Source organism: Roseburia hominis A2-183 (assembly GCF_000225345.1).
GTDB lineage: Bacteria > Bacillota > Clostridia > Lachnospirales > Lachnospiraceae > Roseburia > Roseburia hominis.
In genome coordinates, this window is record NC_015977.1 from 2,087,043 (window position 1) to 2,112,796 (window position 25,754).

Here is a 25,754-nt window from a genome sequence, read left to right on the forward strand (position 1 = left end):
CAGACAGAAGGGAGTCCTTATTTTATGGGAAAAAGTGCTTTCAAACCCGGCAACATGCTCTATCCGCTGCCTGCCGTCATGGTAAGCTGCCAGTATCCCGGCGCATCCGATCCGGAATGCAGCAATCCTGCCCTCGCAGGCAGACCGAACATTCTTACCGTTGCCTGGGCAGGCACCGTCTGCACGAACCCGCCGATGCTCTCCATCTCCGTTCGTCCGGAGCGCTACTCCTACCACATGATTGAGACCGCCGGTGAGTTCGTGGTAAATCTCACAACCGAAGCGCTTGTACGTGCCACCGACTACTGCGGCGTGCGCTCCGGCAGAGACGTCGACAAGTTCAAGGAGATGCATCTGACGCCGCTTGCCTCCCGTGAGGTATCGGTTCCCGGCATTGCCGAGAGTCCCGTCAATATCGAATGCCGTGTGCGCCAGATCACGCCGCTCGGCAGCCACAATCTGATCCTTGCGGACGTCGTCGCTGTCACCATCGATGACGCGTATATGGATGAAGCCGGCAAATTCCACTTAAACGACACCGGGCTGATCACCTACTCGCACGGAGAGTATTTTCTTCTCGGGAAAAAGCTCGGCACATTCGGCTACAGCGTCCGGAAAGACACCCCGGGCAAAAAGGGAAACGGTGCAAAAAAAGGAACTCCCGGGACAAAACGGACTCCTGCAACAAAAGAGTTTTCTGCCAAAAAGGGAACTTTGTCAAAAGGTGGGCAGCAAGAAAAGCATGAAAAAGGATCAAAATAAATTCAGATAACGAAGGGATTTTTACGATGAAGATAAGATTTGGTATTGTAGGCTGCGGTTTTCTCGGAAACATTGTCGCAAACGCCTGGAAGGATGGTTTTCTGGAAGATTATGAGCTCGTCGGCGTGACCAGCCGCTCACAGGAATCGCGCGATAAGACCGCTGCGGAAACCGGCTGCAGATCCTGTCGGGATCTTGCAGAACTGCTCTCCTTAGAGCCGGAATATATTGTGGAGGCAGCGTCCGTGGAAGCTGTCCGGGATATGGCATGCACCGTACTCGAACACGGCGTCAGCCTCGTTCTCCTCTCGATCGGTGCGTTTGCCGACGCTGCCTTTTACGGGCAGGTCAGGGACGCAGCCCGCAGGGGATGCGCCAAAGTCCATCTGGCAAACGGCGCGATCGGTGGTTTTGACGTCTTACAGACGATCACTTTAATGGCGCAGGCGGGAAAGCTTGACGAGACCGCCGGCATCGAGACGCACACCGGCGCCCGCGGTTTTCGCAATACACCGGTCTGGGCGGAACACCTTTTAACCGATACCGAAAAGACGACTGTCTTTACCGGCAGCGCCAAGGAGGCGATCGCAACCTTTCCGCGCCGCGTCAACGTCGCCGTCGCCACCTCGCTCGCCACGACAGGACCGGACATCACGCAGGTAACCATGCACTCCGTTCCGGGCTGGACGGGCGATGACCACTGCATCACCGCAGAGATCGACGGCGTCAAAGCCACCGTGGACATCTGCTCTTCCACCAGCGCAATCGCCGGCTGGAGCGCGGTAGCCCTGCTCCGCAATCTCGCCTCGCCGGTTTGTTTTTATTAACGCCTGCTAATTTCCAAAAAGTCCTGACATCCAGTCATTGAACTCTTTTACTTTTAATGTCACGGAATCGACCGCATCGGAAAGCTCTCCGGCACTCTCGAGCATTTCCTGCGTCGTTCCGATGGCATCATTGATACCATCCACATCGACCTGCTGCAGTTTATCTGCCGCCTCACTCATTGCTGCCGTCATCTGACTCATCCGGTTGACAAAAAATCCACCCGCAATGAGCAGAATTACCAGCATTACCGCCAGCAGCCCGCTGATAAGCTTCTGCATTTTCAACTGTTTTTTCATCACTTCCAACATTTCTTCCATATTACAATCTTACCTCCGTTTCTCACTCATCCAACACTGCTTCTATACTATCTCATAAACGGACTGTTCATCAGTTCCTGTTTTGCTACTTCCATCGCACGTGCCACACTGCCCGGCGCAAACGGATTCGACAGATTTGCATAGCGCAATGTCTCCAGATAGCTCATGCTTCCGCCGCATTTGCAGAGATTTAAGTAATCCTGCCATGCTGTCTCGTGGTTCTCATAATTTTTCTTTTTGAACTCCATCGCTCCCATCGTCGTCAGCGTATAGTTGATATAATAGAACGGATAGAGATAGATATGCAGCTTGTGGTACCAGAAACCACCGCGGTCAAAGAAATCATCCGCGTCGTATTTTCTCCACGGCATATACTTCTCTTCCAGCTTCTTCCACTCCGCCGTGCGCTCCTTCGGCGTCAGATCCGGATTGCTGTAGCAGATGTGCTGGAACTCATCCACCGCCACACCGAACGGCACAAATGTGATCGCATCCATCAAATGTGCAAAGCGGAATTTATCTGCATCTTTTCCGAAAAATGCCTCCGCATACGGATAGGAAAACTGCTCCATCGACATGGAATGAATCTCCGCAATGTCGGTAGACTCTGAGTAGTACTCTGCAATCGGCTGGCTGCGCATTGCCATATATCCTGCAAACGCATGTCCCAGCTCGTGTGTCAGCACCTGCATGTCAAAGATTGTCTGATTAAAATTGGAGAACACAAACGGTGCCTGATAATCCGGAAGAAATGTCATATATCCCGTAGCAGCTTTTCCCGGCTTATTCTTCAAATCCATCAGTTCGTGCTCAATCATAAAATCAATGAACTCTCCAGTCTCCGGGCTGATCTTATGGTACATCTTCCTTGCCTCTTCCACCATAAAATCATCATCTCCCGCAGGAACGGCATTTCCATCCGGAAATACACGCTTCTCATCATAAAACATCAATGTATCCACACCAATCCGCTTCGCCTGCGCCGCATAGAGCTGTTCACACAGCGGTACGAGTTCCGTACGCACCTGCTCGCGGAACGCTGCCACCTCTTTTTCCCCATAATCCGTGCGTCCCTGCTGCATGTACCCCACCGGAATAAAGTTGGCATAGCCGAGGTTCTTCCCCATCTGATTGCGGATGGTAATGAGTTCCTCCCAGATCTCCTCCAGCCGCTTCTCATTGCTGTGGTAAAAATCAGAATATGCCCGCACAGCCGCACGCCGTACTTCTCTGTCCTCATGTTCAAAATACTTCTGTACACCATAGAGATTAAGCGTCTGCCCTTCAAATTCGATCGCCGCCGTTGCCATGATCTTCTGATATTCGTTTGTCAGCTTCGCCTCCTGCTGCATCAGCGGAATATTTGCCTCACAGAAAGTCTTCCTGTTCAGTTCCTTCTGTGCAAAATACTGTTTCCCGTACTCTTTCTCGATGTCATCGCGAAACGGACTATTCATCACTGCCGCATCAAATGCAAGAAACTTCGGCATCACGGTCGGTATGGTATTGTTGATATATTCGTCTTCCTTCTCATAATAAGTATCCGTCGTATCTAATGTATGGCGGATGGACGCAATCGTGCACGCAGTCATAAGCTTATTCTGCACGCGCTCTGCCTTCTTTAAGAGTTCCTTTAATCCCTCATAGGAGGCTGCCTCCTGTACCTGTTTTACCAGTTTTTCAAAAAGCTGTTCCACTTCTGTGAAATCCGGTCTCTCGTATTTCAGTGTTGAAAATGTAAAATCTGCCATATGCTCCTCATTTCTGCGCACCCCATCGCAGCAATTCTTCTCCTGCAATATCCGTAGCGCTTCTCTCTTTTTCGTTTTATTCTACGTTCCGCAGCTTTTCCTGTCAAGCAACAGCCGGTAACCGGCGTCCATGAGCACCATGCATAAAAGCATCAGAACCGCATAGCCTGCCAGATAGCCCGGGTTCCCCAGAAACGACGCCAGCCACTCCAGCGGCGATCCGGGCGAAGGCACATTCACAAACATGTAATTGGCATGAAACTTTTTGTCAAACAGGTAAACCGGCGGCACAACCACCAGAAGAAATACGATCACCTTCCACAGCGCCGCAAGCCGCGGGATAATGTTGTGCTGCAACAGCTGGCAGATCACGTAGAGCACAATCCCGGCATGGAAGGTAAATCCCTGTATCGTAATAAAATGAATCGCCGGATAGCGCACCCAGTCCGGGAATAAAAGCGCAAGCACGGTTCCCGGCAGACACAGGGTATAGAGAACCTGTCCCAGCCAGTCCCATTTGAAAAAGGCGTGAAGACAGCACAAAAACCCTGCCATGCTGCACAGGTGAAGCGGCAGTTGATACAGCGACATTTTCCCGATCAGAGCCAGCACCGCAATCCGGTACACTTCCAGTCCCACCAGAAAAATGCCGATTCCTCTCTCCGCCAAAAGCCTGCGCCGTCCTCCCCATCGCTTATAATAATGGAGGAACAGCAGTAAGAGCCCCGCGCACACGCCCAGCCATAATAAATGTACCGGACCAAAGTGGGAAAATCCCACCCCGTCCGGTATCTCATCTTCATATGTGAAAAAATAGGAAAGATCAATCCCCAGTCGTCTCATTTTCACACGCTTCTTTCACAGTGTTTTTCTCCGCGGAATTTCCCTCCGCCTAGTCTCTCTTTGCAACTTCTCCTTCTGTCGAATGTTCCTCCGCAGATTCTCTCTCTGCAGATTCTGCTTCTGCCGAATCTCTCTCCGCAGATTCCCTCTCCACAGAGTCTCCTTCCGCAGAATGTTCCTCCGTAGTATCTGCATTCGCCGGACTCTTATGCGTCTCATCCGCAGATTCTTTCTTCACAAACTTAAGCCGCGCCAGCTTCTCGCTCCACCATGCGCGCCAGCGTGCATGCCTTTCTGCCCGCGCCTCCTTCCGCTGTCTGCGGCGCTCGTCCCGCTCTGCCTTCTTCTGCGCTCTCGCCTCTTCCTTTCTGGTAAACTTCGCCTGCTTTTTCTCCTGCTTCGCGAACGCCCTTTCCTTCAGACGCACTTCCTTTAGCGCTGCCTTCTCGATCTCTACGATATAGCGGTTCGCCTTCTTGCGGTTCCTCCGGTCCATCCGGTACGGATCATACAGGAAGTAGGACAGTGCTCCGATCATGAGCACCACAACACCTGCCACGGCGAAAACCGGTACCAGAAGCGCATATTCCTCAAAACCAAGTTCGTAGCAGGTAAACGTCACGAGCATAACCGGAAACAGCAGCAGATACACGCCCTTCGTCAGCACCGTAAAAAACAGTGACTGCTTCCTCCCGTTGGAGAGCAATGCCCCCTCAATGGCCGTATAAAATGCCATAAAAATGCAGATCTCCGACCCGAACCCGTGCAGTATGCCGCAGATCGCGATCAGCACGAGCGACAGGAAAAACATGGCAAACGCCGTGCCCTGATACCACGCATTGCGGTACTCCGTCATCCCCTGCAGCTTGTCCTCACTGATCCCGTGCATCCGGTACACTTCCGTGCGGATGCGCTCCTCGAACTGCTCGTTGTACCGCTGCTCTTCCTTGGTATTGCGCAGATGATTCTCCACCGACAGGCTCATCCGGTCAATATATTCCTGCTCCTGCCGGATCCGTCTGCTGCGCAGCTTCTCGATCTCACTCTGTCTCTGGACCTCTTCCTCAAGGCGCATGACCTTGCCGATGCGCGGATTCTTCACTGTGATATCCGAGTAATCCGGCTCCATATCCGCGATCCGGACCCGCGCGCCGGTCTGCCAGACCTCCGCCTCATTTTCCGATCTCTCCGCCGGCTCTATGCTCGCCGATAACGTCTCTTTCGCCGATGTGCTCCCTGCCTCCTGCTCTGCCGGTGTGCTTCCCGCTGCCGTCTTTTCCGCTTCTGCGCTTCCCGCCATCGTCCGCGCCTTTTCCCCTGCTTTTTTCCTTCTGCGGCTCATTTGTACTCCCCTTTTCTTCATTCGTACTCTTTTTTCTCATCTTAGCACAGAATCCGTTGGATTACAAACGGGGGATTATCATTCGATTACTGCACCTCAAGGTAGGAGTAGCCCATCAGGCTCTCATCGACCTCGCGCGCGACCTCGCGTCCCTCGCGAATCGCCCAGACGACAAGGGACTGTCCTCTGTGCACATCGCCCGCCGCGAACACATTTTTCACGCTGGTCTCATAGGCGCCCTCCGCCGTTGCGACGTTGGTTCTGCCGTTTAAGTCCACACCGAACGCGTCCGCCACATATTTTTCCGTGCCGAGGAATCCGGCAGCGATCAGCACAAGATCCGCTTCCATCTTCTGCTCGCTTCCCGCAACCTCGGTCATCGTCACACGCCCGGTCTTCTCATCCCGCTTCGGTTCGAGCTTTACAGTGACAAGCCCGCAAAGATTGCCGTTCTTGTCTTTTAAGAATTCCTTCACCGTCGTCTGATAGATCCGCGGGTCGTGCCCGAACACCGCAATCGCTTCCTCCTGGCCGTAATCGGTCTTTAACACCTTCGGCCACTCCGGCCACGGATTATTCTCCGCGCGCTTTGCCGGTGCCTGCGGCATCATCTCAAGCTGTGTCACGCTCGCGCAGCCGTGGCGGATGGACGTGCCCACGCAGTCATTTCCGGTATCGCCGCCGCCGATAATGACCACTTTTTTCCCTTTTGCGGAGATATAGCTGCCGTCTTTTAGCTCAGAATCCAGGAGACTCTTCGTCGTTGCTTTTAAAAAATCCACGGCGAAATAGATTCCCTTGGCGTCCCGTCCCGGTGCCTTGATGTCTCTCGGATTCTTGGCGCCGCACGCTAAAATCACACGGTCGTACTCCTTTAACAGCTTGGAGGACTTTACATCCTTTCCGACATTGGTGCCGGTCACAAAGGTGATGCCCTCCTCCTTCATGACGGCAACCTTGCGGTCGATGACCCATTTTTCCAGCTTCATATTCGGAATTCCGTACATCAGAAGTCCGCCGACTCTGTCGTCCCGCTCATAGACCGTCACAGAATGCCCGCGCTTGTTGAGCTGATCCGCCGCCGCAAGCCCCGCAGGACCGGAGCCGATCACCGCGATCTTCTTGCCGGTGCGCACTTTCGGAGGCTTTGCCGCCGCATAACCCTGCTCATACGCATTCTCGATAATTCCGTGCTCGTTCGCCTTGCAGGTCACCGGATCTTCCCAGTGCCCGCAGGTGCAGGCAGCCTCGCAGAGTGCCGGACATACCCGGGAGGTAAACTCCGGGAAATTGTTGGTCTTCTTCAGGCGGTTGTATGCCTGCTCCCAGTTCCCCGTGTATACAAGATCATTCCACTCCGGAACCAGGTTGTGCAGCGGGCATCCCGAGGTCATCCCCATGATGTTCATTCCCGCCTGGCAGAACGGCACGCCGCAGTTCATGCAGCGCGCGCCCTGAATCTGTTGTCTCTCTTTGGACAGAGGAATGTGGAACTCATTAAAATTTTTGATCCGCTCCTTCGGCTCAATGGCGCGGGCATCTTCTCTGTCATATTCCATAAATCCTGTTGGTTTTCCCATAATTCTTTCCTTTCTCGAAAATGCATGAGTCACACATGTCAAACGACACCTGCTCACACACTATCCACGCGTATTTGCATAAAAAGCCTCAATCTGTGCCTGTTCGGAAGAAAGACCTTTCTCCTCCATCTGAACAATCGCCATAAGCATACGGTTATAGTCATACGGTATGACTTTCTTGAACTTCGGCAGATACTCGCTGAAATTATCCAGGATCTTCTTGCCCTTTTCCGAGTTGGTCAGCGCCACATGTTCCTTGATCATGTCCTTTAATTCCATGACATCATATTTGTTGGAAATCTCCTGGCTGAATACCATTTCCTTATTCATTCTTGTGTAGAGGTCATTGTCCTCATCGAGCACATAAGCAATACCGCCGCTCATGCCGGCAGCAAAATTCTTGCCGGTCTTGCCGAGCACGACGACACGGCCTCCCGTCATATATTCACATCCGTGGTCTCCGACACCCTCCACGACTGCGGAAGCTCCCGAGTTGCGCACGCAGAAACGCTCGCCTGCGACGCCGCTGATAAACGCTTTTCCGCTGGTTGCTCCGTAGAGCGCCACATTACCGATGATGATATTCTCATCCTTCTCATACTTCACGCCCGCCGGTGCATAGACGACAAGCTTGCCGCCGGATAATCCTTTTCCAAAGTAATCGTTGGAATCGCCGACCAGCTCTAACGTCAGTCCCTTCGGGATAAAAGCTCCGAAACTCTGTCCGCCGGCACCGTTGCATTTTACAATGAAGGTATCCTCCGGCAGTCCCTCTCCGCCGTACTTCTTCGTGATCTCCGAACCGAAAATCGTACCAAAGGAACGGTCGGTGTTCGTCACCTCCACATCAATGCTTCTGCGCTGCTTCTGCTCTAACGCACCCTTTAACTGTTTTAAGAGCACGGTCACATCCTTGGACTTCTCCAGTTCAAAATCATAGACATGCTTCGGGTCAAAGGTTACTTTCTCCTTCGGTCCCGCAAACGGGTTGTTCAAAAGATTGGAGAGATCGATCTCGCGGTCGCGTCCCGAAAGATCCTCGCGCACCTTAAGCAGATCGCTTCTGCCGACCATCTCGTCGATCGTGCGGCATCCGAGCTTTGCCATATACTCCCGCAGATCCTGTGCGATAAAGCGCATAAAATTCTCCACATATTCCGGCTTGCCGGCAAAACGCTTCCGAAGCTCCGGGTTCTGTGTCGCAATACCTGCCGGACAGGTATCCAGGTTACAGACGCGCATCATCACGCAGCCTAAGGTCACAAGCGGCGCTGTGGCAAATCCGAACTCCTCCGCTCCGAGCAGCGCTGCCGTAGCGACATCGCGGCCGCTCATCAGTTTGCCGTCCGTCTCAATGCGTACTTTGTTGCGCAGTCCGTTCATAATCAATGTCTGATGTGTCTCCGCAAGACCAAGCTCCCACGGAAGTCCCGCATTGTGGATCGAGCTGGACGGAGCCGCACCGGTACCGCCGTCATAGCCGGAGATCAGGACAACCTGTGCGCCTGCCTTTGCAACGCCGGCTGCGACCGTACCGACTCCCGCCTCGGATACCAGTTTCACGGTGATGCGCGCATCACGGTTCGCATTCTTTAAGTCGAAGATCAACTGCTCCAGATCCTCGATCGAGTAGATGTCATGATGCGGCGGCGGGGAGATCAATGATACACCCGGTGTGGAAAGTCTGGTCTTTGCAATCCACGGATAGACCTTCTTGCCCGGCAGGTGTCCGCCCTCGCCCGGCTTTGCGCCCTGTGCCATCTTGATCTGAATCTCCTGCGCGCTCACCAGATACTCACTGGTCACACCGAAACGTCCGCTCGCCACCTGCTTGATCGCAGAGCAACGGTTGACCGGGCTGTTCTTGCTCGCAAGACGGTCTGCATCCTCTCCTCCTTCGCCGGAGTTGGACTTGCCGTGCAGACGGTTCATGGCGATCGCCAACGTCTCGTGCGCCTCCTTGGAGATGGAACCGTAGGACATTGCCCCCGTCTTAAAACGCGTCACGATGGAATCGACACTCTCGACCTCCTCGAGCGGCACGCCCTTTTTCGGGTAATTGAAATCCATCAGACCGCGGAGCGTGATCTCTCTCTCTTCTTTATTCACAAGCTCTGTGTACTGTTTAAAGAGTTCGTAGTCGCCGCGCTTTGTCGCCTCCTGAAGCAGATGAATCGTCGCCGGATTGTAGAGATGCGGATCTGCGCCGCTTCTCATCTTGTGGCGTCCTCTGCTGTCCAATGTGAGATCCGTCTCTAATCCCAGCGGATCGTACGCCGCCGAGTGAAGCTCATTGACGTCATCCGCAATATCCTCCAGCGTAATGCCGCCGATCGGGCTGACCGTATTCGTGAAATACTTGTCAATCACATCCTTATTGATACCGATCGCCTCGAAGATCTTGGAACCCTCGTAGGACTGGATCGTCGAGATTCCCATCTTGGATGCGATCTTGACGATGCCGTTTAAAATCGCTGCATTGTAATCCTGAACCGCCGCATAATAATCTTTGTCCAGCATATGCTCGTCCACCAGCTGTTTTACGGTATCCTGTGCCAGATACGGGTTGATCGCACAGGCTCCGTAGCCGAGGAGCGTCGCAAAATGGTGTACCTCACGAGGCTCTCCGGACTCTAAGATCATGGCAACCGCCGTTCTCTTTTTCGTCTTTACCAGATGCTGCTGCAGTGCTGATACAGCGAGCAGTGACGGGATCGGCACATGGTTCTCGTCGATGCCGCGGTCGGAGAGGATCAGAATGTTCGCTCCCTCACGGTACGCACGATCCGCCTCCACAAACAGACGCTCGATCGCCTTCTCCAAGCTTGTATTCTTATAGTAGATAATCGGCAGTACTTCTACCTTGAATCCGTCGACCTTCATCGCCTTGATCTTCATCAGGTCGGTGTTGGTCAGAATCGGGTTGTTGACCTTCAATACCTTACAGTTCTCCGCCCGCTCCTCCAAGAGGTTGCCGTCCTCGCCGATGTAGACGGTCGTAGAGGTCACGACTTTCTCACGGATCGAGTCGATCGGCGGGTTGGTCACCTGCGCAAACAGCTGTTTGAAGTAATTAAACAGCGGCTGATGGTCACTCGCAAGCGCTGCAAGCGGTGTGTCAATACCCATGGCGGATGTACCCTCGCCACCGTTTTTCGCCATCGGCAGGATCGCCTCGCGCAGAGATTCGTAGGTATAACCGAATGCCTTCTGCATGCGCTGGCGCTCTTCCTTGGTATACTCCGGCACACGCTCATTCGGGATCTTTAAATCCTCGAGTTTTAAGAGGTTGCGGTCAAGCCACTCACCATATGGCTGCTTGTTCGCGTAAGTCTCCTTGAGTTCGTCGTCATCGATGACTCTTCCCTTGACGGTATCCACGAGCAGCATCTTGCCCGGACGCAGACGCTCCTTTACCACAATCTTCGTCGGGTCGATGTCCAGCACGCCGACCTCGGAGGAGAGGATCAGATAATCATCATCCGTAATATAGTAACGGGAAGGACGCAGACCATTGCGGTCAAGCACGGCTCCCATCATATCGCCATCGGAAAAGAGGATGGATGCCGGTCCGTCCCACGGCTCCATCATCGTCGCGTAATACTGGTAAAAATCCTTTTTCTTCTGCGACATGATATTGTTGTTTGCCCACGGCTCCGGGATCATGATCATGACTGCGAGCGGAAGCTCCATACCACTCATCACGAGGAACTCCAGCGTATTGTCCAGCATCGCGGAATCCGATCCCTCACTGTTGATGACCGGAAGCACTTTCTGAAGTTCGCCTTTTAAGTGCTCGGACTCCATCGTCTCCTCACGGGCGAGCATCTTATCGGCGTTGCCCTTGATCGTATTGATCTCACCGTTATGTACGATAAAACGGTTCGGGTGCGCTCTCTCCCAGCTCGGGTTCGTGTTCGTGGAGAAACGGGAATGCACGGTTGCAATCGCCGACTCGTAATCCTTATCCTGTAAATCCGCAAAAAACAGACGAAGCTGCTCCACAAGAAACATTCCCTTATAGACGATCGTACGGCTGGAAAGGGATACCACATAGGTATCGTCGTTGGACTGCTCGAAGACTCTTCGCGCCACATACAGCTTGCGGTCAAACGCCAGTCCCTTCTCCACATCCGCCGGACGCTTCACAAAACCCTGCATGATATACGGCATGCAGTCCACCGCTTTCTGTCCCAGCTTCGTCGGATCGGTCGGAACTTCACGCCAGCCGAGGAACTCCATTCCCTCCTTGCCGACAATGACCTCGAACATCTTCTTGGCACGGTTGCGCTTTAACTCGTCCTGCGGGAAAAAGAACATGCCGACACCATAGTCTCTCTCCTCACCGAGTTCGATTCCAAGCTGTTTTGCCGCCTTGGAAAAAAACTTGTGGGATATCTGCAGCAGAATACCGACACCGTCACCGGTCTTTCCCTCCGCATCCTTGCCTGCTCTGTGCTTTAAGTTCTCAACGATCTTTAACGCATTCTCCACAGTCTCGTGTGTCTTGATTCCCTTAATGTTGACAACCGAACCGATACCACAGTTATCGTGCTCGTAACCCGGATCGTACATTCCGGCTGCCTGCTTCCCCGCATCCGATACCGAGAAACGGTTGAGGGCGTCCTTCTTATAAGTGGTCTGCTCTTTCATAATCAGCTTCCTTTCTGCATTCTGTATTCCGATCAGCTGTCTTTACTGCACGGACAGTTGTCTTTACCGAATTTGTTATATCCTAATATACAACTTTCTCATTTGTTTGTCTACCAGTTTATTCTTATAATTGTCTGATTATTTGTATATAATGTTTATTTTTTATTATTATCAGATATTATTCATTATTTTTTGTATAAATAATTTTCTCACACACAATTCAACATATAAAAGCCCGGAAAAAATTTTGCATGCAAAACTTTTTCCGGGCTCTTTTTCTGCCTTTTCTTAAATTGTATCTGAATTATAACACCATTTTATGCGGTAACCGTATTCTCCAGATCTCCCACCAGATACTCCATGATGTCGCACAGCGTCACGATTCCGGTAACCCCGCCGTAGGCGTCTGTCACAACCGCAAAATAATTCTGCTGCTGTTTCATCTGCTCAAAAAGCCGGTTTGCCTTCATGGAATCCGCTGCCAGCATCGGTTTTTGTACCGCGCACTGCATCACTTTGTCACGCGTGTGGTCTTTCATGCGGAAATACGCTTTTCCATCGAGGATTCCCACGACATCCTCGCTTCTCCCCGCAAAGATCGGATAATAGGTATGTACGCTCTCCGCCAGAATCCGATCCCAGACGGCTTCATCCTCCTCCGTGGACAGAGATACCATCTCCCTGCGGTGCGTGCAGATCGTTCCGACCGCAATATCATCAAACCCGAACACGTTCTGTATCATCTCTGTCTCCTCGGTCGGAATGGTTCCCTGCTCTCTTCCCTCGGCGAGCAGCAGCCGGATTTCCTCCTCCGACACCGTCTCCTCTTCCTCCTCCGGGTCAATGCCAAACCGTCTTAACCAGAAATTGGTCGATGCGGTAAGAAGCCACACCAGCGGTGCAAAGATCTTCGCCACCAGGGAGAGCATTCCTGCCATTTTAAGCGCCAGCTCCTCCGCCTTTTTCATCGCCACCCGCTTCGGCACAAGTTCCCCGAAGACCAGATTAAAATACGCTAAAATCAATGTAATCACCACGATGCACGCGGATTTTAATGCCTCCTCTGCAACCGGTATTCCGGTGCCCCTCAAAAGCGTCACCAACGGCTGTGCAAAGTTTTCCGCGGCAAACGCACTCTGTAAAAATCCGGCGAGCGTGATCGCCACCTGGATCGTGGCAAGGAATTTTGCCGGCTGCTTTATGAGCGCCTCCAGCTTTCCGGCACGCCTGTCTCCCGCCTCGCAGAGCTGTCGGAGTTTTAAATCACTCATCGAGATTACCGCAATCTCCGCGCTTGCAAATACGGCATTCAAAAAAATCAAAACCATCAATAAGAATATGGGCTGCAACATGTCTGCTCCTTTCTGTTTCCGGCGTCCTGTGATACGCCCTCCTGCTGCCTGTTACGTGTTGTGTCATTTACGCACAAAAAGGTATGACCTTCCGGTGTCCAAAAAAGACCTCCGGTAAGCCATACCTTTACCTATTCATAACACTGCATGGAGCAGCCGTATTCTCTTTTTAAAAGCCTGCATATCTGTGTATCGCTGTCACTGTCCGCACTATCGTCCATGAAACTGTCACTCTCCTTCCTGCGATGCTAAATGGACCGGGGATCCCGCCATTCACGTCATTTAACATACCACAGGAAGCTATAACAGTCAATAACTGCACCTCTACAGATACTGCTAAGGTTTCAGGCAGCGGACGTTTTCTCCTCTTCCTGCCGCACTCCGCCCTTTTTCACCAGCAGAACCGCAAACGCTGCCACCGCAAACAGCAGCACCGTCACTGCAACACCTGCCGCTGTGGGCTGGTAGGCAAAGTCCAGCCAGCCAGTCTCGCTGCGCACAACCGCCATCACATTCGCCCCGATATGCGCCAGAACGGGCGCATACAAAAAGCCGGTTCTCTCCAGCAGCCACGCGAGCAGCAGACCTAAAATGCCCGCATACAAAAACTGTACCACGTTCCAGTGCATCACGCCGAAAATAACCGCCGAGAGCACGATTGCCGGCGCACTGCCGCACAGCAGGGATAGTCTTCTCTCCACGACACCACGGTACAAAAGCTCCTCCGCCAGCGGAATCACGAGGCAGGAGCCGAGCAGTTCAAACACAACCCCGCCGGCAAAAAACGCCTGATTCGCGCTTTGAAAGCCCGCGGACGCCTCAATGAGCGGCGTCATGGCAATCACGTTGTTGACAGCCATGCCAAGAGATGCTCCTGCAAGCAGTGAGCCTGCCACAGTGCAGAAAAACCTTGCGTCCGGTCTGATGCCGCGCCTGCCATAGACAGTCTCCCGCGCAGCGCGATCCTGCCCGTAATGCATCCAGACGAACGGAATCGTGGCAGCCGCGCAGAGCATCTGCCGCAGCATGTAGGATTCCTCCCCCGCGCCGAGCAGCAGCGTCAGAAAAAAGTAGGCAAGCGATGACACCACATAATAGATACCGATCGGATATATGATTCTCCAGATTTTATAAGCACCTGTCGTCTTCACTCTGCCTCTCCCTCTCCCGCTGCGTCATTCTCAATGTATGTCTCCACCTCTTCGATGCGGTCGAAGACCGCCTCCGCACCTGCGGCGAGCAGTTCTTCCCTGGTACCGAAGCCATAGCTGACACCGATACAGCGGATTCCGAACGCCTTTGCTCCGGCAGCGTCATACTTCGTGTCCCCGATCAGGCACAGTTCGTTTTTCCCGATATGGCTGCCCGCCATGCGGCGCCCCAGTTCCTCGAGCACTTCCGCCTTCGTACTGATCGAGCCGTCCAGCGTGGAACCTACCACCTCATCAAAATATCCCAGCAGATCAAAGTGCTCTAATATTCTTCTGCACGCTGTCTCTGGCTTTGAAGACGCAAGCGCAAGCAGATAACCATGCTCCTTGAAGCGCGCGATCGCTTCCCTGACGCCGTCGTAGAGGCTGCACTCGAAGATTCCCTTTACGTCAAACCGCTCTCTGTACTTTTCCACAGACTGCCACGCTTCCGCTTCCGTCATGCCATACTTTTCGCGAAATACCGGATCTAAGGGCGGTCCGATAAAGCAGCGCAGCTTCGTGCGGTCCGGCTCATCGATCCCGTAGGCGCGCAGTGCGTATTGCACGCACTTTGTGATGCCCTCCTCGGAATTGATGATCGTTCCGTCCAGATCAAATAATACAGCTTTTATCATCGTTATTTCTTCGTTCCTTTCGTGTCGCGGCCCGCCACATGCAGCCGGTTTAACATCACAGGCTTTCCTTTTACCTCCGTCTGGGCGCTCTCACCCTCGCCGAGCAGATGAATCGCAGTAAGCGCATCTCCGTCCGCAAGCCGCATGCCGCGGACGCCGACCGCACCCTTTTTCTTCTCCGGAATGGTATCCACCGCAATCCGAAGGAAGAAATCGCGCTCGGACTGCATGACGATCGTCTCATTCCCGGCAACCGGATGCACGAAAAGCACCTCGTCCCCGTCGGTAAGCTTCGTCGCCGCGGTCGTGCGCTTTGCAACGTCAAACTCGCTTCCGTCCACAATCTTAAGCATCGCCGTCTTCGTGCCAAAGATCAGCCTGTGGTTGCAGATCGCTCCCAGATTCGTGATATAGACAAAGTTCTCCTCACTGCTGTTATAATTGCTCAGATTGTCAATCGGCGTTCCCTTGTCGCGGAACTTGCCGAATGGCAGATCCAGCACCTTGAGCAGATGCATCTGTCCCTTGTTCGTAAAAATGCAGATCTTATCGGTATTCTTACAGGTCAGCACATAGCGGTTCTCCGCATCGGCCGCCTCGCGGTTGCGTTCATACGCCGCCACGTCGATCGTCTTCGCGTAGCCAAAGCGATCCATCAGGAATACCACGTCCATCTCCTCAATCTTCTTCTCCTCGACAACCGCCTCTTTGAGATTGTCAATGACAGTGCGCCGCGGTCTGCCATACTCCTTTTTGTAAGCTTCCAGCTCGCGGATAATCACCTTTGCCATCGCCGCACGGTTGCTTAAGATCTCATTGTACTCCGCAATATTGGCAAGCGTCTTCTCGTGCTCTTTCATCAGCGCCTCGATCTCGAGTCCGATCAGCTTGTACAGACGCATCTCTAAGATGGCATCCGCCTGGCGCTCCGTAAAACGCAGGCTCTGCGCGTCCTTTTGGGACTGCGCCGACTTAAAGGCAATCCCCTCGATGATTCCCTCGGTCAGACAGGCTCTCGCCATCTTGACGTTCGCACTGCCGCGCAGGATCTCGATGATAAGATCGATCACATCGCAGGCGTGGATCAATCCCTCCTGCACTTCCTTCTTCTCCAGCTCCTTGGCAAGCAGCGTTGTATACTTTCTCTTTGCCAGCTCATACTGGAAATTCACATGATGACGTATGATCGGCACAATTCCCATCGTCTCCGGTCTTCCGTCTACCACCGCAAGCATATTGACACCGAACGTGTCCTCAAGCTTGGTCTTCTTATATAATAGATTCTCCAGATTGGCAGCGTCCGCTCCCTTGCGCAGCTCGATGACAATGCGGATGCCCTCCTTGGAGGACTGGTTTGTGATATCCACAATGTCATTCGTCTTCTTCGTCTCCACGAGGCTGTAGACATCGTTTAAGAACTTTCCGATATTTGCACCGATCATCGTATACGGAATCTCGGTAATTACCAGGCGTTCCTTTCCGCCTTTGACCTGCTCAACCTCCACTTTTCCGCGGATCTTGATCTTCCCCACGCCTGTGGAGTAGATGGCTGTCAACTCGTCCTTGTTGGCGATCACACCGCCGGTCGGAAAATCCGGTCCCGGGATATACTGCATCATCTGCTCGGTGTTGATGTCCGGATTCTTCATATAGGCAATCACACCGTCAATGACCTCGCCGAAATTGTGCGTCGGAATGCTCGTCGTCATGCCAACCGCAATTCCCTCCGCACCGTTGATCAGAAGATTCGGCACCTTTACCGGCAGAACCTCCGGCTCTTTCTCCGTCTCGTCAAAGTTCGGCACAAAATCCACGACATCCTTGTCAAGGTCTGCTAAGAACGCCTCCTGCGTCAGCTTCTGAAGTCTCGCCTCCGTGTAACGCATGGCAGCCGCTCCGTCTCCCTCGATGGAGCCGAAGTTGCCGTGTCCGTCCACCAGCGTCTGTCCCATTTTAAAATCCTGTGCCAGCACCACCAACGCACCGTAGATCGAACTGTCTCCGTGCGGGTGATACTTACCCATGGTATCCCCGACAATACGCGCACTCTTACGGTACGGCTTGTCATAGCGGATGCCGAGTTCATACATATCATAAAGTGTCCGCCTCTGTACCGGCTTTAACCCATCCCTGATATCCGGCAGTGCACGTGAGATAATCACGCTCATTGCATAGTCGATATAGGATTTCTGCATCAGCTCCGAATACTCGGTGCGGATAATCTGTTCTTCCTGTTTCATGGTAATCCTCATTTCCTGCCGCTTCTTCCTGCGGCTCTCTCATCCCGCGCATGATCCTGCCGCACGGTATCGCATCTGTCATGCGTCCACGGTCGCATCCGTCGCATGCTCATAGATAAAGGTCTTGCGCGGCGGCACGTCATTGCCCATCAGAAGTTCCGTGATGTCGGACGCCATACGGCCGTCCTCGATCTCAATCCGCTTTAACAGCCGTCTCTTCGGATCGAGCGTCGTCTCCCAGAGCTGCTCCGCGTCCATCTCGCCGAGACCTTTATACCGCTGCAGCGTAAAACTGCCCTTGTGGCTCCGTCTATAGCGCTCCAGCGCCTCATCATCGTAGAGGTACTCTTCCTCGCCGCGGCTTGGAATCGCCTTGTAAAGCGGCGGCATTGCCACATAGACATGTCCCTCATAGATTAACTCCGGCATGAACCGGTAGAATAACGTCAAAAGCAGCGTGGAAATATGCGCTCCGTCGACGTCGGCATCCGCCATGATGATAATCTTGTCATAGCGGAGCTTCGTAATATCGAAATCATTGCCGTAGCCCTCGGAAAATCCGCAGCCGAACGCATTGATCATCGTCTTAATCTCCGCGTTGGCTAAAATCTTATCGATGCTCGCCTTCTCCACGTTTAAGATCTTACCGCGGATCGGCAGAATCGCCTGAAAGCTGCGGTCTCTCGCTGTCTTCGCGGAACCTCCCGCAGAATCTCCCTCGACGATAAAAATCTCGCAGATCGATGCGTCCCGGCTCTCGCAGTTCGCAAGCTTGCCGTTGGAGTCAAAGGAGAACTTCTGCTTTGTCAGAAGATTTGTCTTCGCTTTCTCTTCGGTCTTGCGGATCTTCGCCGCCTTTTCCGCACAGGAAATGACGGTCTTAAGCACTTCCAGGTTCTTGTCAAAATAGAGCTGGATCTCGTCGCCGGTCACCTTCGCCGTCGCCCGCGACGCGTCCTGGTTATCCAGCTTCGTCTTCGTCTGTCCCTCGAAGCGCGGATCCGGGTGCTTGATGGAGACGACTGCCGTCATGCCGTTGCGCACGTCCGCACCGGTAAAATTGGCGTCCTTATCCTTTAAGATGCCAAGCTCTCTCGCATAGGCATTAATAACAGTCGTAAACACCGTCTTAAAACCGGTGATGTGTGTTCCGCCCTCCGCGTTGAAAATATTATTACAGAAGCCCAGAATATTCTCATGAAATTCGTTCGTGTACTGGAACGCCGCCTCGACGGTAATGCCCTCAGTCTCTCCCTTAAAATACACGACGTCATGCAGAACTTCCGTGCTCTTGTTGAGATCCTTCACAAACCCCTTGATGCCTTCCGGCTCGTGGTAGACGATATGCTCGGTCTCCTCCCCTCTCCGGTCCTCATAGATGATCGTAAGCTCCGGGTTTAAATATGCCGTCTCATGCATACGGCTCTTGACCTCGTCCTCCTTGAAACGCGTCTTCTCGAAAATCTCCGGGTCCGGCAGGAAATTGACCTTCGTTCCAGTCTTCTTCGTCTTACCGATCTTCGGAAGCAGTCCGTTCTCAAGCTCCACCACCGGCACACCGCGCTCATAGCGGTCGTGATGAATGTAGCCGTCTCTGCTGATCTCGACGTCCATATAGGTGGACAGTGCATTCACGACCGAGGAACCCACTCCGTGCAGTCCGCCGCTGGTCTTGTATGCGGAATCGTCAAACTTGCCGCCCGCATGCAGCGTCGTGTACACAATTCGCGCTGCCGACACGCCCTTCGCGTGCATGCCGACCGGCACGCCTCGTCCGTTATCTTCCACTGTACAGGAGCCATCCGCCTCCAATGTGACATATATGGTATCGCAGGCACCCGCCAGATGCTCGTCCACTGCGTTGTCCACAATCTCGTAAATAAGATGATTCAGACCCTTTCTGGACACGCTTCCGATGTACATTCCGGGTCTCTTCCTTACGGCTTCGAGTCCTTCCAGAACGGAAATACTACTCTCGTCATAAGTCTCTTTCTTTGCCATGTTCTTCTTCCTTTCCTTGACATTCCTCTGGATAATATAACATACTGGGAAAACCCGTGCAAGCAACAGAACGTATGTTTTGTAAAAATTTTCTATTTTTGTGCAAACAGACGAAATACGCGGAAAAGAATCCGATTGCTTTCTTTGTCCGCGTATTATCATTTGCTTTTCTGTTGTATCTTACATGTTCATCAGCTCGGCTGCCTTATCCTTCAGATCAGAGGAAATCTCCTTCACCGAATCTGTGGATGCGGCGATCTCCTCGGTGCTTGCCGCCAGATTGGTCATCCGCTCATCCACTTCCCGGATAATCTCTGTCAGATGATCCGACTCCTCCAACAGCTTTCCGATCGCCTGACTGATCTCATTCTTGTTATCGTTGCTGTCGTTTGCGGTTGCTCTGCTGTTCTCCGAGAGATTCTTGATCTCCTCCGCCACCACCGCAAATCCTCTGCCTGCCGCACCGGCACGGGCAGCCTCGATGGAAGCGTTCAGTGAGAGCAGATTGGTCTGGTTGGCAATCTTCGTGATGTCGTTGTTGTTGTTCTCAAGCTTATCCAAAAGCTCCGTGATCGCCTCAAACGACTGCCGCATCTCCTGGCAGAATCCGGTCACGCCGGTCATCGCATCCGTAATCGCCGTGCTCTCGCTCGCATTGCTGCTATTCCCGGCAGCCATCTGCCCGATGGCGGAATCCAGTTCCTGAAAATCGGAATTCAGTCCCTCGATAATTCCTGCAATCAGATCGCTTCTGCGCTGGATCTCCACATTCGCCTGCTGGCTTTCCTCCGCAGCCGCCTGTGCCGCACGCCCTCTTTCCTCCGCCTCGTTCTTGATAAAATGAATACAGGAATTCTCACTGTTGCACCCGTTGTAGATCGCTGTCGCCATATCCCGGCAGGTCTTATAACCGCAGGCGCTGCAGTCGATCGCACGATCCATCGCCGTCTGCTTGTTCAGACGGCTGTATACTGCTTCTAACTCCTGGCCCTCCGGCACGCGGATCTCATTCCCCTTCGACCGGTCGGTATACCGGCGCGTAAAATCCGCCGGTTCAAGCTGCGCAAACTGACGGTTCAGCTGTGCCAGCCGCTGCTTCGACGTCGCCGATCTCGCCCACGGTCCCTTGACCTTCTTGCTCTTCTCCCGGATCTTATGCAGCTCGTAGAGCACATCATCCCCGGCAGTCTTCTCCGGCTCAACGCCCGTACCGTAGATGCATCCCATCGCACAGTTCAGCGCATCGACCATAAACGGCAGCTCCTTGTGCTCTGCGACACGCTTGCGATAGGCATCCAGGAATTCATAGACATGGCGCTCTCCCTCAATCTGCCGGATAAATACATCCTCTCCGCAGAACCAGTAGACATTCTCCTTCAGTCCTCCCGGCATCGGATAGATCGAGCCGAGACCGTATTCGATCTCATCGCTGACCCCCGGTCCACTGATCCGGTGCTTCCTGCAGTAATCCATCAGATGATCGAATGTCACATTATAAGAAACATAGCCGTCTGTATCCGGATCGGAAATCTCGTTCTTCTTCGCAATGCACGGACTGATGAACGCAAGCTTGTCCGTGATATGTAAATACTTCTTCGCGTAGATTGCCGCACACATCATCGGGCTGTGTACCGGCATCAGCTTCGGAAGCAGTTCCGGTGCATACATCTCGATGTAGTTGACCACCGCAGGACACGGCTGCGAGATCCCGCCCGTAAACTGATTCTTCGTAATATAATTGATATACGCCCAGGTCGTAATGTCGGCGCCAAAGCTGACACTGATGATCCGCTTTGCCCCCATCTGTCTTAAGCCGCCTAAAATCTGCTCATACTCTCTGGGATAATTCGCAAGAAATGCCGGCGCCAGAAGCAGTGAAATGGATTCGCCTCTCTGCAGATCCGCAAAAAACTGCTCCGTATCATCGGCATATTCCCTCGCCTGATGTTCGCAGGCATCAAAGCATGCACCACAGTTGATGCACTGTGCATGGTTGACCTCAATGCGCGGCTTCCCGTCCACCACGACAGCCTGATTCGCTGTCAGAACGGGACAGACCGAAATGCACCGGTTGCACCCAATACAGTTCTCATTCGTGTAAACATAGCCAGCCATAACTCTTCCACTCCCTTATGCTGTCTTTTGTTTAATTTTAACATATAGCATATATTTTTTCAACTAATTTAGTGCATTTTCACTATTCTTGACATACTGCATGTGGGAAATGACCATCATTGCAATCTTGAATGTCATCGCATCATCAAACTTGCGGATATCAAGTCCGATGACCTTCTCCAGGCGCTCCAGACGGTACACCAACGTGTTCCTGTGCACGTAAAGCTGTCTTGCCGTTTCAGAGATATTCAGATTGTTCTCAAAGAATTTCTGGATCGTTGTCGTCGTCTCCTCGTTGAACACATCCGGAATTTCATCCCCGAATACCTCATGAATAAACATCTCGCACAGAGACATCGGGAGCTGATAGATCAGTCTGCCAATACCCAGATAACGGTACGCGATCGTCTCTTTTTCCGCGTAGAAGATTTTTCCCACCTCAAGCGCCATCTTTGCCTCCTGGTAGGATTTCGCAATATCCTGCAGGTTGTTCACACGGTTGCCGTAGCCGACCCGGACGCGTACCATCGCCTCCGCATGCATATTGTCCACGATCATTGACGCCAGGGACACCAGATCCTCGTCCTCTCCCATCTCTCTGGTGTCTTTGATGAGCACAATGCTCTGCTCGTCCACCTCAGTCACAAAATCCCTGGTCTTCGCCGCGAACAGATTCTTGACCAGTTCGATCGCTGTGGCGTCCTTCTTCCCTTCCAGCTCGATCACAAATACCACGCGCTCCGCCTGTTCGATGTGAAGCTTCTGCGCCTTGTTGTACATATCTACCACAAGCATATTGCCGAGCAGGATATTCTGCATGAAGTTGTTCCGGTCAAACTGCTCCATGTAAGCAGACACAAGCGTCCGGATCTGGCAGACCGCCAGTCTTCCGACCATGTACGCGTCCTCCGCAGAAGATTTGGTCAAAAGGACATATTCCAGTTCCCCGTCCACATACACCTTAAAGAAATGACATCCGGACAGCATCTGGCTCTCCGCCATGGAACCCGCAAAAGAATTCACAGCGTACTCCATATCCCCTTCCGTTTCAAACGTCGCTGCCACCTGCTTTCCCTTATCCGTATATAGTGCCAGATCAATCTTGGAAATCTCTTTTATCTCATCTAATGCTGCCTGTATCTTGTGATTCGAAATCATGTGTCTCGCCTTTCCTGTCAAATATTACTGTACATTGACATGCCTCATGTGTTCCATACGTTAATAAAAACTGGGTACAACATGTGCACCCAGTTTTACTTTTAAGTCCTATTCAATTCTAACGGATTAGTTGGTAATTGTCAATTCTGTTTCTTTGTCGAATACGTGAATCTTCTCCGGATCAATTGCCATCTTGATGTGGTCGCCCATACGTGCAGTTGTTCTGGAATCAACCTTTGCAGTCATGCTTGCGCCTGCAACTTTGAAGTATAACAGTACCTCAGAACCTAATAACTCATATCCTGTTACATCTGTCTCGAATGCAGCATCCTTATGAGCCTCGATCTCGATCTCGGAATCACCGATATCTTCCGGTCTGATACCCATAACAACAGTCTTGCCGTTGTATCCGCCGTCAGCTAACTTCTTAGCTTTTGCAGGAGGAAGAACAACTGTTGTGTTCTCGAAGGAAAGGCTTACTTTCTCACCCTCAACCTTGCATACAGCATCTACGAAGTTCATCTGCGGAGATCCGATGAATCCTGCTACGAATAAGTTATTCGGCTCGTTGTATAACTTCTGCGGGGAATCTACCTGCATGATAACGCCGTCCTTTAATACGACGATTCTGGTACCAAGTGTCATAGCCTCGGTCTGATCATGTGTTACGTAGATGATGGTTGCTTTTAATCTGTTATGTAAGGAAGCGATCTCGGAACGCATCTGTACACGAAGCTTTGCATCCAGGTTGGAGAGCGGCTCATCCATCAGGAATACCTTCGGGTTACGTACGATGGCACGTCCCATGGCAACACGCTGTCTCTGTCCACCGGAGAGAGCCTTCGGCTTACGGTCTAATAACTTCTCAAGGTCAAGGATCTTTGCAGCCTCCTCAACTTTTCTCTTGATCTCATCCTTCGGAACTTTTCTTAACTTAAGACCGAATGCCATGTTGTCGAATACGGTCATATGCGGATACAGAGCGTAGTTCTGGAATACCATTGCGATATCACGATCCTTCGGCTCTACGTCGTTCATGAGCTTTCCGTCGATGTAGAACTCACCGGAGGAGATCTCCTCAAGACCTGCGATCATACGAAGTGTAGTAGACTTACCACATCCGGAAGGTCCTACGAAGATAATGAACTCCTGATCCTCTACTTCAAGGTTGAAATCCTTAACAGCCTCAAAGCCGTTCGGATATACTTTGCAAACGTTTTTCAATGATAAACTTGCCATTGGTACGATACCTCCTAAAATTTGTTCGTTTTTAACTACTCTTACTATACAAAAAAAACAGCCAAAATACCATAGACCGCCTACACAAAGAATTTTTGCTTTTCTTGTAGAATGTCACAGTGTTTTGGTTGTTTTTTCTATTCTTTCGTCAAACCGACAGGTTTTCCATCAAAAAGTAAGCACTTTGACGAACGCATTACTGTTTTCCAGTGCTTCCGAATCCGCCGCGGTTTTTGTTGCCGAGGCTCTCCACCTCGTCAAACGTGATCTTCGGCTGATTTTCAAAAATGCGGAACTGGCAGATGCGGTCATTGACGTGAATCACCGTGTCGCGCACCGCATAGACCGGCATCCGCCACATATCGTCATCCCCGCAGTAGGTGCCATCGATAATGCCGCAGCTGTTCGTCTGGATGATTCCGTAATTTTTGAAAGTGGAGCTTCTCGGTACCACATGCGCCTCATAGCCCTCCGGAAGCTCCATGGCAACGCCGAGTGGAATCAGACAGAACTCCCCCGCTTTCAGTGTCACTTCCTCAGACGCCCGAAGATCGATCCAGTCCGACTTTCCGTCAATATAGGTCAGACGTTCAATCGCATCCGTAAAATATTTAATCCTGATCTGTGGCATGTATGTTCCTCCTGTTATGTCGATTTCTTTATGTTTCCCACTCCGGGGCGCCATGTCGCATTTCTATGCTCCCCACTCCGGGGTGCCATGTCGCATTTCTATGCTTCCCACTCCAGGGCACTATGCTCTGCACGCCGGTCGCGCATCATCAGTTCCCGCACTGCTTCTTTTGCCGGCTTATCCTCAAAAAGCACACAGTTGACTTCCTCGATGATCGGCATATCGACCCCGTATTTTTTTGCAAGCGCGATCGCCGCCTTGGCGGAATACACGCCCTCGACCACCATCTTGACCTCATCCATCGCCTGCTTCATGGTATAGCCCTGCCCGATCAGCATTCCGGCTTTGCGGTTTCTGCTGTGTCTGCTCTCACATGTCACGATCAGATCTCCGATTCCGGTCAGACCGCTCAGTGTCTCCGCCTTTGCCCCCATCTTGATGGCAAGACGCGACATTTCCATGATTCCGCGCGTGATTAACGCCGCTTTGGTGTTGTCCCCGTAGCCGAGTCCGTCCGCCATACCGGCTGCCAGTGCAATGACGTTCTTCAGGGAACCTCCCAGTTCCATGCCGAGCACATCCGGGCTTGTGTACACGCGGAACACCTCATTCATGAAAATATCCTGCACGCCCTCTGCCACCTTGCGCTTCTTTGCTCCGGCAACAACGGTCGTCGGCAGTCCGACGCCAACCTCCTCGGCGTGGCTCGGTCCGCACATCACGGCAACCTCCGCCGCAGGTACTTCCTCTTCTACAATATCGGAGAGCGTCATCAGCGTATTTTCTTCAATGCCCTTTGCCACACAGACAATGATCTGTCCCGCCTTCACAAAAGGCGCCATGCTTTTTGCCGTGCTTCTGGTGAATACAGACGGTACCGCCAGAATCAGATATTCCTTATCTTCCACTGCCGCCTTAAGATCCGTGGTAAATTCCATATCCTCCGGAAGCTTCACTCCCGGAAGCTTATCCACATGCTCATGCCGTTCGCGCAGCATCGCGATCTCCGCTTCCACAATCGACCACACCGTCACCTGGCTGCCGTTGGTGTGCAACACTTTCGCGAGCGCCGTCCCCCAGCTTCCCGCTCCGATTACCGCTACTTTTGCCATAT

18 protein-coding genes are annotated in these 25,754 nt (G+C 52.4%); 2 read left to right on the top strand and 16 right to left on the bottom strand.

Features of this window, described 5'->3' with window-relative positions; translation table 11 throughout:
* Positions 1–24 precede the first annotated feature (24 nt).
* Positions 25–762 carry a flavin reductase family protein gene (locus RHOM_RS09400; RefSeq protein WP_014080071.1) on the top strand — a complete coding sequence of 246 codons (738 nt, stop codon included), beginning with the start codon at positions 25–27 and terminating at the stop codon, positions 760–762.
* 26 nt (positions 763–788) lie between these two features.
* Entirely contained in the window at positions 789–1,589 is an 801-nt protein-coding gene (locus RHOM_RS09405) for an aspartate dehydrogenase domain-containing protein (RefSeq protein WP_014080072.1), read from the top strand.
* A 6-nt stretch (positions 1,590–1,595) separates the two neighbouring features.
* On the opposite strand, the gene RHOM_RS09410 is transcribed toward RHOM_RS09405, so the two are convergent.
* From RHOM_RS09410 to RHOM_RS09485, 16 genes are all read right to left on the bottom strand, one after another.
* Entirely contained in the window at positions 1,596–1,907 is a 312-nt protein-coding gene (locus tag RHOM_RS09410; protein ID WP_014080073.1) for a hypothetical protein, read from the bottom strand.
* A 47-nt stretch (positions 1,908–1,954) separates the two neighbouring features.
* Entirely contained in the window at positions 1,955–3,658 is a 1,704-nt protein-coding gene (locus tag RHOM_RS09415; RefSeq protein WP_044024960.1) for a M3 family oligoendopeptidase, read from the bottom strand.
* Positions 3,659–3,739: 81 nt separating this feature from the next.
* On the bottom strand, positions 3,740–4,501 hold the full coding sequence (locus RHOM_RS09420) for a YwaF family protein (protein ID WP_014080075.1): 762 nt from the start codon (positions 4,499–4,501) through the stop codon (positions 3,740–3,742).
* A gap of 49 nt (positions 4,502–4,550) precedes the next feature.
* Positions 4,551–5,864: a hypothetical protein gene (locus tag RHOM_RS09425; protein WP_143761700.1), complete on the bottom strand. Its 1,314-nt coding sequence runs from the start codon at positions 5,862–5,864 to the stop codon at positions 4,551–4,553.
* Between the two features lie 65 nt (positions 5,865–5,929).
* Positions 5,930–7,423, bottom strand: coding sequence for a glutamate synthase subunit beta (locus tag RHOM_RS09430; protein ID WP_014080077.1), 1,494 nt, complete (start codon positions 7,421–7,423; stop codon positions 5,930–5,932).
* 60 nt (positions 7,424–7,483) lie between these two features.
* Positions 7,484–11,998: a glutamate synthase large subunit gene (gene gltB / locus RHOM_RS09435; RefSeq protein ID WP_044024961.1), complete on the bottom strand. Its 4,515-nt coding sequence runs from the start codon at positions 11,996–11,998 to the stop codon at positions 7,484–7,486.
* A gap of 395 nt (positions 11,999–12,393) precedes the next feature.
* Positions 12,394–13,428, bottom strand: coding sequence for a hemolysin family protein (locus RHOM_RS09440; protein WP_014080079.1), 1,035 nt, complete (start codon positions 13,426–13,428; stop codon positions 12,394–12,396).
* Between the two features lie 344 nt (positions 13,429–13,772).
* The gene (locus RHOM_RS09445) at positions 13,773–14,579 is read right to left on the bottom strand and encodes a CPBP family intramembrane glutamic endopeptidase (RefSeq protein ID WP_014080080.1); all 807 of its coding nucleotides are present in this window, start codon (positions 14,577–14,579) and stop codon (positions 13,773–13,775) included.
* Positions 14,576–15,256, bottom strand: coding sequence for an HAD hydrolase-like protein (locus tag RHOM_RS09450; RefSeq protein ID WP_014080081.1), 681 nt, complete (start codon positions 15,254–15,256; stop codon positions 14,576–14,578). Before RHOM_RS09450 ends, RHOM_RS09445 begins: the two co-directional genes overlap by 4 nt.
* 2 nt (positions 15,257–15,258) lie before the next feature.
* Complete coding sequence (locus RHOM_RS09455; RefSeq protein ID WP_044024963.1) at positions 15,259–17,496, bottom strand: DNA gyrase/topoisomerase IV subunit A; 2,238 nt, start codon at positions 17,494–17,496, stop codon at positions 15,259–15,261.
* Between the two features lie 78 nt (positions 17,497–17,574).
* A complete protein-coding gene (locus RHOM_RS09460; protein ID WP_014080083.1) occupies positions 17,575–19,497 on the bottom strand; it encodes a DNA gyrase/topoisomerase IV subunit B in 1,923 nt (640 codons plus the stop codon).
* Between the two features lie 180 nt (positions 19,498–19,677).
* Positions 19,678–21,612 carry a [Fe-Fe] hydrogenase large subunit C-terminal domain-containing protein gene (locus RHOM_RS09465; protein WP_014080084.1) on the bottom strand — a complete coding sequence of 645 codons (1,935 nt, stop codon included), beginning with the start codon at positions 21,610–21,612 and terminating at the stop codon, positions 19,678–19,680.
* A 63-nt stretch (positions 21,613–21,675) separates the two neighbouring features.
* Positions 21,676–22,770, bottom strand: a complete 1,095-nt coding sequence (locus RHOM_RS09470) for a PucR family transcriptional regulator (protein ID WP_014080085.1) — start codon at positions 22,768–22,770, stop codon at positions 21,676–21,678.
* Between the two features lie 126 nt (positions 22,771–22,896).
* Positions 22,897–24,009, bottom strand: a complete 1,113-nt coding sequence (locus RHOM_RS09475) for an ABC transporter ATP-binding protein (protein ID WP_014080086.1) — start codon at positions 24,007–24,009, stop codon at positions 22,897–22,899.
* A gap of 196 nt (positions 24,010–24,205) precedes the next feature.
* Positions 24,206–24,694: a dUTP diphosphatase gene (locus RHOM_RS09480; protein WP_370810711.1), complete on the bottom strand. Its 489-nt coding sequence runs from the start codon at positions 24,692–24,694 to the stop codon at positions 24,206–24,208.
* A gap of 44 nt (positions 24,695–24,738) precedes the next feature.
* Positions 24,739–25,752 carry an NAD(P)H-dependent glycerol-3-phosphate dehydrogenase gene (locus RHOM_RS09485; protein ID WP_014080088.1) on the bottom strand — a complete coding sequence of 338 codons (1,014 nt, stop codon included), beginning with the start codon at positions 25,750–25,752 and terminating at the stop codon, positions 24,739–24,741.
* Positions 25,753–25,754 lie beyond the last annotated feature (2 nt).